The organism is Microbacterium sp. PF5 (genome assembly GCF_004794315.1).
Lineage (GTDB): Bacteria > Actinomycetota > Actinomycetes > Actinomycetales > Microbacteriaceae > Microbacterium > Microbacterium sufflavum.
Window position 1 is genome coordinate 19,115 of record NZ_SSDQ01000111.1, and the last position, 9,354, is coordinate 28,468.

9 protein-coding genes are annotated in these 9,354 nt (G+C 73.5%); 7 read left to right on the plus strand and 2 right to left on the minus strand.

Annotated features, from left to right (window positions below):
* Positions 1–19 precede the first annotated feature (19 nt).
* From DW297_RS09550 to DW297_RS09570, 5 genes are read left to right on the plus strand one after another with little or no spacing between them, the layout of a single operon-like run.
* Positions 20–1,567, plus strand: a complete 1,548-nt coding sequence (locus DW297_RS09550; protein WP_136031739.1) for a hydantoinase/oxoprolinase N-terminal domain-containing protein — start codon at positions 20–22, stop codon at positions 1,565–1,567.
* A gap of 1 nt (position 1,568) precedes the next feature.
* Complete coding sequence (locus tag DW297_RS09555) at positions 1,569–2,669, plus strand: DUF917 domain-containing protein (RefSeq protein WP_136031742.1); 1,101 nt, start codon at positions 1,569–1,571, stop codon at positions 2,667–2,669.
* Positions 2,666–3,766, plus strand: coding sequence for a DUF917 domain-containing protein (locus DW297_RS09560; protein WP_136031745.1), 1,101 nt, complete (start codon positions 2,666–2,668; stop codon positions 3,764–3,766). The genes DW297_RS09555 and DW297_RS09560 overlap by 4 nt, the downstream gene beginning before the upstream one ends.
* A 10-nt stretch (positions 3,767–3,776) precedes the next feature.
* Positions 3,777–4,805, plus strand: a complete 1,029-nt coding sequence (locus tag DW297_RS09565; protein ID WP_136031746.1) for an S-methyl thiohydantoin desulfurase domain-containing protein — start codon at positions 3,777–3,779, stop codon at positions 4,803–4,805.
* Complete coding sequence (locus DW297_RS09570; protein ID WP_136031748.1) at positions 4,802–6,316, plus strand: helix-turn-helix domain-containing protein; 1,515 nt, start codon at positions 4,802–4,804, stop codon at positions 6,314–6,316. Before DW297_RS09565 ends, DW297_RS09570 begins: the two co-directional genes overlap by 4 nt.
* Positions 6,317–6,328: 12 nt before the next feature.
* Here the strand turns inward: DW297_RS09570 and DW297_RS09575 are convergent, their stop codons facing one another.
* Both DW297_RS09575 and DW297_RS09580 read right to left on the minus strand, forming a co-directional pair.
* Complete coding sequence (locus DW297_RS09575) at positions 6,329–6,739, minus strand: VOC family protein (RefSeq protein WP_136031750.1); 411 nt, start codon at positions 6,737–6,739, stop codon at positions 6,329–6,331.
* A 135-nt stretch (positions 6,740–6,874) separates the two neighbouring features.
* A complete protein-coding gene (locus DW297_RS09580; RefSeq protein WP_136031752.1) occupies positions 6,875–7,624 on the minus strand; it encodes an SDR family oxidoreductase in 750 nt (249 codons plus the stop codon).
* Positions 7,625–7,748: 124 nt separating this feature from the next.
* Here DW297_RS09580 and sigJ point away from each other — a divergent pair, with 124 nt between their 5' ends.
* Positions 7,749–8,645, plus strand: coding sequence for an RNA polymerase sigma factor SigJ (gene sigJ, locus DW297_RS09585; RefSeq protein ID WP_136031754.1), 897 nt, complete (start codon positions 7,749–7,751; stop codon positions 8,643–8,645).
* 1 nt (position 8,646) lies between these two features.
* Positions 8,647–9,354, plus strand: a 708-nt coding sequence (locus tag DW297_RS09590; protein WP_136031756.1) for a M20/M25/M40 family metallo-hydrolase, incomplete at its 3' end; no start/stop codon positions are given.

Here is a 9,354-nt window from a genome sequence, read left to right on the forward strand (position 1 = left end):
CCACACGAAAGCGAGCATCATGCACATCGGCATCGACGTCGGCGGCACCAACACCGACGCCGTCCTCATGGACGGCACCCGCACCCTGGCGGGGGTGAAGCACTCCACGACCCCCGACGTGACCCGCGGGATCGTGCAGGCCATCGAGGACCTGCGCGCCGGCCACTCCTTCGAGGGTGCAGACATCGATGCGGTCATGATCGGCACGACGCACTTCATCAACGCGCTCGTGCAGGCCAGCCGGCTCGCGCCGGTCGCGGCGCTCCGGCTGGGGCTCCCCGCCACGCGCGCGCTGCCGCCGCTGATCGACTGGCCGGAGGTGCTGGTGGAGGCCACGCAGGCGCGCAGCTACCTCGCCCACGGCGGATACGAGTTCGACGGGCGACCCATCTCGCCGCTCGACCCCGACGAGATCCGTGCGCACGCCGAGGACATGAAGGCCCACGGCATCCGATCGGTCGCGATCTCCTCGGTGTTCAGCCCGGTCAACCACGACCTCGAGGTGCGGGCAGCCGAGATCGTGGCCGACGTGCTCGGGGCGGATGCGGCGATCTCGCTGTCGCACGAGATCGGACGCATCGGGCTGCTGGAGCGGGAGAACGCGACCATCATCAACGCGGCGCTGCGCGAGCTCGCGTCCGAGATCGTCGACGGGCTCACCTCGGCCGTGCGCGCGCAGGGCATCGAAGCGCCCATCTTCCTGAGCCAGAACGACGGCACGCTCATGGACGAGGACTACGTGCGCCGCTACCCGGTCGCGACGTTCGCCTCCGGCCCCACGAACTCGATGCGCGGTGCCGCCGCCACGAGCGGCCTCGACGACTGCGCCGTGATCGACGTCGGCGGCACGACGGCCGACATCGGACTGCTCATCAACGGCTTCCCGCGCGAGACCGCGAACGAGGTGAAGGTCGCGGGCATCCGCACCAACTTCCGGATGCCCGACGTGCTCTCCCTCGGCATCGGCGGCGGCAGCATCGTCGACGAGGAGACCGCGGAGGTCGGCCCCGCATCGGTCGGGTACAAGCTGACGACCGAGGCGCTGGTGTTCGGCGGCTCCACCCTCACCGCGACCGACATCGCGGTCGCGGCCGGCCGGGCACAGGTGGGCGACCCGAGCCGCGTGGCCCACCTCGACCCCGCCTTCGTGCAGCGCGTGCTCGACCGCATCGCCGAGCGGGTGTCCGAGGCCGTGGACCGCATGCGCACCTCGCCCGAGCCGATCGCGGTCGTCGCGGTCGGCGGCGGCTCCATCCTGCTGCCCGACGAGCTGCCGCTGTTCGGCACCGTGCACCGCCCGGAGAACTACGCGGTCGCCAACGCCATCGGCGCTTCGATCGCCCAGGTCGGCGGCGAGATCGACAAGGTGTACGCGATCGAGCCGGGCCGCCGCGAGGAGACCCTCGCCGAGGTGCGGGCCGAGGCCGTGGACAAGGCCATCGCCGCGGGGGCCAAGCCGTCCACCGTGTCGATCATCGACTTCGACGAGGTGCCCATCCCGTACCTTCCCGGCAACGCCACGCGCATCCGCGTCAAGGCCGTCGGCGACCTCGACATGGGGGTCTGACATGAGCTGGACGATCACCCCCGCCCACATCGACGGACTCGCGCGCGGGGCTGCCGTGCTCGGCACGGGTGGCGGCGGCGACCCGTACATCGGCGCGCTCCTCGCCCGGCAGGCCCTCGCGAGCGGCGACGTCACCGTGGTCGCCCTCGACGAGGTGCCCGACGACGCCCTGGTGCTGTTCGTCGCGATGATGGGCGCGCCCACCGTCATGGTCGAGAAGCTGCCGAGTCTGGCCGAGGTCATCGAGCCCGTGAAGGCGCTGGGCATCCACCTCGGCCGCCCGGTCACGCACATCGCGTGCGCCGAGGTCGGCGGCGTCAACTCCACGATCCCGATCGCCGCGGCCGCCGCGCTCGGCCTGCCGCTGGTCGACGCCGACGGCATGGGGCGCGCGTTCCCGGAGCTGCAGATGGTGCTGCCGACGCTGTACGGCGTGACCGCGTCGCCCCTCGCCTTCAGCGACGAGAAGGGCAACACCGGGGTGCTGCAGACGGCCGACAACTCCTGGACCGAGCGCATCGCCCGAGTCGCGTGCGTCGAGATGGGCTGCTCCGTCATGATCTCGGGCTTCTCGATGTCGGGCACCGCCGCGCGGGAGTCGCTCGTGGCGGGGTCGCTGTCGCGCTGCATCGAGATCGGCCGGAGCATCGCCACCGCGCGCGACGAGAAGACCGACCCGGTCGCGGCGGTCGTCGAACTGCTCGGCGGGCGCGAGCTGTTCGGTGGCAAGGTCGTCGACGTCAACCGCGCCACCACCACCGGGTTCGCCCGCGGGCGCGCCCGTATCGACGGCGACGGCGGCACCACGCTCACCCTCCGGTTCCAGAACGAGCACCTGGTCGCCGAGGCCGACGGCGCGGTCCTCGCGACCACACCCGACCTCATCATGGTGCTCGACGGCGAGTCGGGCGAGCCGATCACCACCGAGGGGCTGCGCTACGGCCAGCGCGTGCGCGTGATCGCGGCCCCCGCCGACGAGCGCTGGCACTCCGCGGAGGCCCTCGCGATGGTCGGCCCCGGCTACTTCGGCTACGACCTCGCAGCACACCGCTTCGACGGCACCGTCTCCGCCGCCGACGCCGCGACGGGGGCGGCCGCATGAGCTGGCAGCTCACCGCGGCCGACCTCCCCGACCTCGCCCGAGGCGCGACGCTGCTCGGCACGGGCGGCGGCGGCGACCCGTACATCGGGAAGATGCTCGTGGAACGGGTGCTCGGCGACGGCAGCATCACGATCCTCGACCCGGACGAGCTGACGGACGACCTCTTCGTGATCCCCACCGCGCAGATGGGCGCCCCGACGGTGATGGTGGAGAAGATCCCCGCTGGCACCGAGCCCACGCTGGCGCTGCGCACGCTCGAGGAGCACCTGGGGCGGACGGCCGATGCGACCATGCCCATCGAGTGCGGCGGCATCAACTCCATGATCCCGCTGATCGTCGCAGCCGAGACCGGGCTGCCCGTGGTGGACGCGGATGGCATGGGACGAGCGTTCCCCGAGCTGTCGATGGAGACCTTCGCGGTGTACGGCGTGCACGGCTCGCCGCTCGCGCTCGCCGGGGAGCGGGGCGAGAAGGTCGTGATCGACACGGGCGACGACGACCGGCAGATGGAGTGGCTCGCCCGCGGCATCACGATCCGGCTGGGCGGCGTCGGCCACATCGCCGAGTACGCCATGACCGGCGCCGACGTGCGGCGCACGGCCGTGCCACGGACCATCTCGATGGCGCTCGCGCTCGGCCGCGCCATCCGCCTGGCCCGCGAGGAGCACCGGTCCCCGTTCGAGGCGATCGCCGACACCCTCGCGACCACCCTCTACCCGCACGTGCGGGAACTGGGCGTCGGGAAGGTCGTGGACGTCGAGCGGCGGACGACGGAGGGCTTCGCGAAGGGCCGGGCCGTCATCGCTCCGCTGGGGGCCGAGGGCGACGCGGTCGAGATCGCGTTCCAGAACGAGAACCTCACGGCCTACCGCGGTGGGGAGCTGCTGGCGATCGTGCCCGACCTCATCTGCGTGGTCGATCACGAGACCGCGGAACCGATCACGACCGAGGGGCTGCGCTACGGGCAGCGGGTGCGCGTGCTCGGCATCTCCACGCCCGACATGATGCGCACGCCCGAGGCGCTGGCCGCGTTCGGTCCCATGGCGTTCGGCCTGACGGAGCCGTTCCGCCCGGTCGAGGGGACCCCCGCGTCCTAGGCTGGACGGCATGAGGCTGGAGCGGGACGACGTGGCGGCGCTCGCCCGCGGCTACGCGCTCCTCGGCTCCGGCGGCGGTGGCTCGACCACGATGCTCGAGCTCATGCTGGGCGCCGCCGACCACGGGCCGATCGACGTCACGCCGGTGTCGGCGCTCGACCCCGCGACCCCGTGCCTCGGTGTCGCGTTCGTCGGCTCCACCATGCTCCTGAGCGAACGGATGCCGGGCGCAGAGCCGTTCGGGGCACTGCTGCGGGCGGTCGAGCGCTGGCTCGGACACCCCGTGCCGGCGGTCTGCTCGCTCGAGGGCGGGGGGATGAACGGGCTGGCGCCCCTCACCCTCGCGAAGACGCACACCGTGGTCGACGCCGACTGCACGGGTCGCGCGGTGCCCGGTCTCGACCAGATGTCGCTGTTCGTCGACCGCGTGCCCGGGCTCGTGTTCGCGTGCGAGACCGGCGCGGACGGAGTCGCCCTGGTCGAGGCGACCAGGGCGATCGACGCGGAGCGGGTGGTGCGGTCGGCCATCATCCAGGCCGGGGGAGTGGGCTGCGCGGTGCTCGCCGGCTTCACGGTGGGCGACCTGCGGGAGCACGCGATCGAGGGGCACCTGGCTCGGGCGCTCGACCTGGGGCGGGCGTTCCTCGCGCACGCCCGGCTCGCGCCGCCGCTGCTGGCGGAGGCCCTGGGCGGCGAGCTGCTCGCCGAGGGCCGGATCCTGTCGGTCGCGCCGTCCGTGACCGACCCGCACGTCAGCGCCATCGAGGTCGCGGGCATCGGCGGTACCGTGCACCGGGTGGTCGCGCGGTCGGAGACGCTCGCGGTGCTCAGCGACGGGCTGCTGGTCGCCGCGGCCCCCGAGGTGATCGTGGTGCTGGACGCCGTGTCCCGCGAGATCCTCGAGGTCACCGACCTCAGCCTGGCGCGGCACGTCGTCGTGCTCGCCCTGCCCGCGCCCGACTGGTGGAGCGAGCGCCCCGAGCGCCGCGCCCGCATCGTGCCGTCGGCCTACGGTCTCGACGGGCTGGACGCGGCATGAGCGCCGCGCTTCCCCTCACCGCACTGCTCGCGCAGGGCGAGAACGGCGCTGTGCGCCTCGTCGCCGGGCCCGCCGACGCCGAGTGGGACGCGGTGTCGGTGGAGGCGGAGGAGGCCGACCTCCCGGCGCAGAGCCGCGGCGGCCTCGCGATCCTCACGGCCGCCGCGCCGCGCGCGACCTGGCAGCAGGATGCGATGCTGCGCCGGGTGCGCGACCGCGGCTTCACCGGACTCGCGCTGCCCGGCGCGGCCGACGTCGACCGCGGCGCCGTCCGGCTCGCGGCCAGGCTCGGGCTCACCCTGCTCGACGTCGAGCGGCCGGTGCAGCTCGCCCGGGCCTGCTGGATGCTGATCGAGGCGCGTGACGCCCTCACGCTCACCCGCGTGCGCAAGGTCGCGCAGTCGTTCGAGTACGCGGCGGACGACCTCGGCGACCTGCTCGGGCACCTCGCGGCGAATCTCGGCCTCGGCGTCGCGCTCATCGACGGCGCGGGGGTTCTGCGCGAAGCCGGGGGACACCTGGCCGATGCACTCCGCCACCGGATCCGCTTCGACGCGTGGACCGATGCCGCCCGGGCCGACGGCGACGCTGCGGCCTCGGTGCGCGTGGACAGTCCCGGCCGTTCCGGACTGCGGCTCGTGCTGTTCGGTCGCGGTCTCGGCGAGGCGCAGCTGCAGTCGCTCATCGTCGCCGCCGAGGTGGCGATGCCGGCCGTCGCCGCGCGGATCCTGATCGACGAGATCGCCGCGGTCAACGACGTCGCCGCATCGTCGGGGCTGCTGCGCGACTTCGTGGAGCTGCGCGGCACGGCCGACACCGACGTGGAGCGGCGGATGGCGGAGCGCGGGTGGCGCACCGGCGGGCATCACCTCGGTTTCCGCACGGTCGCGCGCGGCCGGCTCGACCCGCTCGCGCTGCTGCGCTCGATCAGCCCGGCCCTCAGCGCGATCGACGCCGAGGCGCACGCCACCACGGCGGGGCGCGGCGTGAGCGGCTGGCTGTCGTTCGCCGAGGCTCCGGGGCCCGACCGGGTGGAGCGCGCGGTCGGGGCGCTGCGCGACGTGCACCTCGGCGCGCTGCGCGACTTCGCGGTGGCGACCGGTGTCGGCTCGCTGCAGAGCGGCCCGGAGGGGCTGGCCGCCACGCTCGACGAGGCGGGCGACGCGGCACGCATCGCGGCCGACCGCTCCGCCACGGGCTGGTTCGTGCGGGTGGACAGTCTCGGTCTGGAGCAGCTGCTGCTCGCCTGGACCGGAAACGACACGTTCGTGCCGGCGGCGCAGTCGCTCCTGGCGCCGCTCGCCGACGGGGGCGGCGAGCTGCTCACGACGCTGTCGGCCTACCTGGACCACGAGTCGGGGATCGCCGCGACCGCGGCCGCCCTCGGCCTGCACCGCAACACCGTCATGGTGCGCATCCGCCGGGTGCAGGAGCTGCTCGGGATCGACATGAGCGATCCGGAGGCCCGGCTCGCGCTGCACCTGGCGTGCCGGGCCGTGCTGCCGCGCTGACCCCGCCGCTGCCTACTCCGGGTCGCCGTGCAGCATCCAGGCGATGCCGAACCGGTCGACGAGCATGCCGAACGTCCCGCCCCACGGCGGCACATCCAGCGGCATCGTGATGGTCGCACCCTCGGAGAGCCCCTCCCACACGCGCTGCGTGACCTCCTGGGTGTTGCCGCTCAGCGACACGGAGATGCCCTGCGGCTTCTCGTAGGTCATGCCGTCGGGGGTGTCCGAGGCCATCAGCACGAGACCGTCCGGGGTGGTGAGCTGCGCGTGCATCACGAGGTCCTGCTGCTCCGGGCTCTGCACCATGCCGGGGAACTCGCCGAAGACGCTGATGTCGAGCTCACCGCCGAGGACGCTCCGGTAGAACTCCATCGCCTCCCGGGCCTCGGTGCGGAACGACAGGTACGGGTTGAGATTGGGCATGACTGCTCCTGGTCGTGTTCGGACTGCTGAGGATCCCCGCCGCGCCTCAGTCTCCGCTCCGTCGCGCGCCGCCGCAAGGGCAGGGGCACGACCGCGCCGACACCCCGTCCCGGAGGTGCGGTGCCGGAGGGAGGGTCAGGGGTGCGCGGTCTCCGCGAGCCACTCCGCGAACGTCTGCCGGCCGAGGTCGGCGTCGGGTCCCGGAAGCGCCTTGCCCTCCCGCATCCCCGTCATCTGCGGGCCGGGCACGCTCAGCGCCGGAACCCAGCCGCGGTAGCCCTGGTGTCGCGCGAATGCCCGGATCATGTCGGCCAGCTGTTCCTCTCGCGGCCCGGCGAAGTCCGCCACGCGACCCCGCGGGTCCCCGACGGCGAGAGCTGCGAGACGCTCGCCGACCTCGCGGGCGGCCACCGGCTGCGTGCGGGCCCGGGGTGCCACGTGGAGCGGGCCGAGCGTCGCGCGGGCGAACATCTGCGCGGCGAACTCGTGGAACTGGGTGGCGCGCTGGATCGTCCACGGCACGGGCGACGCCTCCACGATCTTCTCCTGCGCGACCTTGCCCGCGTAGTAGTCGTAGGGGATGCGGTCGATGCCGACGATCGAGAGGAGCACCGCGTGTCGCACGCCCGCGTCGGCGGCGGACGACAGCAGGTTGCCGGTCGCCGCGGTGAAGAACTCGATCGCCGCGCTCGCCTTCAGCGTCTCGATGCTCGCGACGTCGATCACCGCGTCCGCTCCGCGCAGCGCCTCGGACAGCCCTCTCCCGCTCACCAGATCGACGCCGGTCGAGCGGCTGAGCACCACCGCGTCATGCCCCGCCTCCCGGACCGCGTCCACGGTGTGCCTGCCCACGACGCCGGTGCCACCGGCGACAGCGATTCTCATGCGTGCGTTCTCCTTCGTCTCGGGAATGGTCCTGCCTCTCCGACGATGCAGCCCGCCCGAATGTGAGGCGATCGGCGACATCCGCCGTGCCCGCGTGCGTCGCGCAGGGCCAGGATAGGAGACGATGGACGACCTCGAAGCCCCTGAATCCGAGCGGCGACCCCTGCTGGCCCTCGCATACCGCCTGCTCGGCACGGTCGCCGACGCGGAGGACGCCGTGCAGGAGACCTACGCGCGCTGGTATCGGATGTCGCCCGCGGAGCGAGCGGCGATCGTCAACCCGGCCGCGTGGCTGACGCGGGTCGCCGGGCGCGTCTGTCTCGACGTGCTCGGATCGGCGCGTGCCCGCCGCGAGACCTACGTCGGTCCGTGGCTGCCCGAGCCGGTGCCGCACGGTTCCGCGTTCGCCGGGCCGCCGCACCCCGACCCGCTCGACCGCGTCACCCTGGACGAATCCGTCGGCCTGGCGCTGCTCGTGGTGCTGGAGTCGCTCACGCCCGCCGAGCGTGTGGCCTTCGTGCTGCACGACGTCTTCGGCGTGCCGTTCGCCGAGATCGCCGAGACGGTCGGACGCACCCCCGCCGCGGTCCGGCAGCTCGCCTCGCAGGGGCGCCGACGCGTGCGGGCTGGGCGATCCGGAGTCGCCGACCGAGCTCAGCACGACGCGGTGGTGCGGGCGTTCCTCGGCGCGGCGGCCACGGGTGAGTTCGACCGGCTCGTGAGGCTGCTCGACCCCGACGTGGTGCTCCGCTCCGACGCCGGAGGCAAGAAGTCCGCGGCACTGCGACCCGTGGTGGGGGCCGACCACGTGGCCCGGTTCGTGCTCGGCATCGCGCGCCGAAACCCCGAGGCCGAGGTCGCCCTCGTGTCTGCGCCGGACGGGCTCGCACTGCTCGCGACGCTCGATGGGGATGCGGACGCGGTGTTCTCGTTCGTCGTGCGCGGCGACCGGATCGCCGAGGTCTTCGCGGTGCGCAACCCCGACAAGCTCACGCAGTGGCGGGATCCTCGCGGTCGCTAGCATGACGAGGGTGACGACCCCCACCGTGCGTCCCGGTATCGCCGAGCGCCTCGCCCGCATGATCCGCCTCCCCACCGTCTCCGCGGAGCTGGACGAACGCGGCCTCGCGCCGTTCGAGGAGTTCGCGGCGCTGCTCGCCGAGCTGTACCCGCGCACGCACGCGGAGCTGACCCTCGAGCGGCACACCGACCTGGGGCTGCTGTTCCACTGGGCGGGCACGGGAGCGGTCACGGGCGGACCCGTCGTGCTGATGGCGCACTACGACGTGGTCCCGGTCGACGAGAGCGACGCCTGGACCCATCCGCCGTTCGCGGGGGTGATCGCCGACGGCTCGGTGCACGGGCGCGGGGCGCTCGACGACAAAGGGCCGCTGATCGTGGTGCTCGAGGCCGTCGAGAACCTGCTGACCGACGGCTTCCGCCCGCCGCGCGACGTGTACCTGTCGTTCGGCGGGAACGAGGAGACCTACGGGCGGGCGGCCGAGGAGATCGCGCGGGTGCTGCGCGCCCGCGGCATCGTGCCGTGGCTCGTGGTCGACGAGGGCGGGGCGGTCGTCGACGCACCGCTGCCCTTCGTCCCCGGGCGTGCCGCGATGATCGGTGTCGGCGAGAAGGGCGTGATGACGCTGCGGCTCTCGGCGCGCGGCGACGGCGGGCACGCCTCCGCCCCACCCGCACTCACGGCCGTGCGCCGCGTGGCCCGCGCGGTC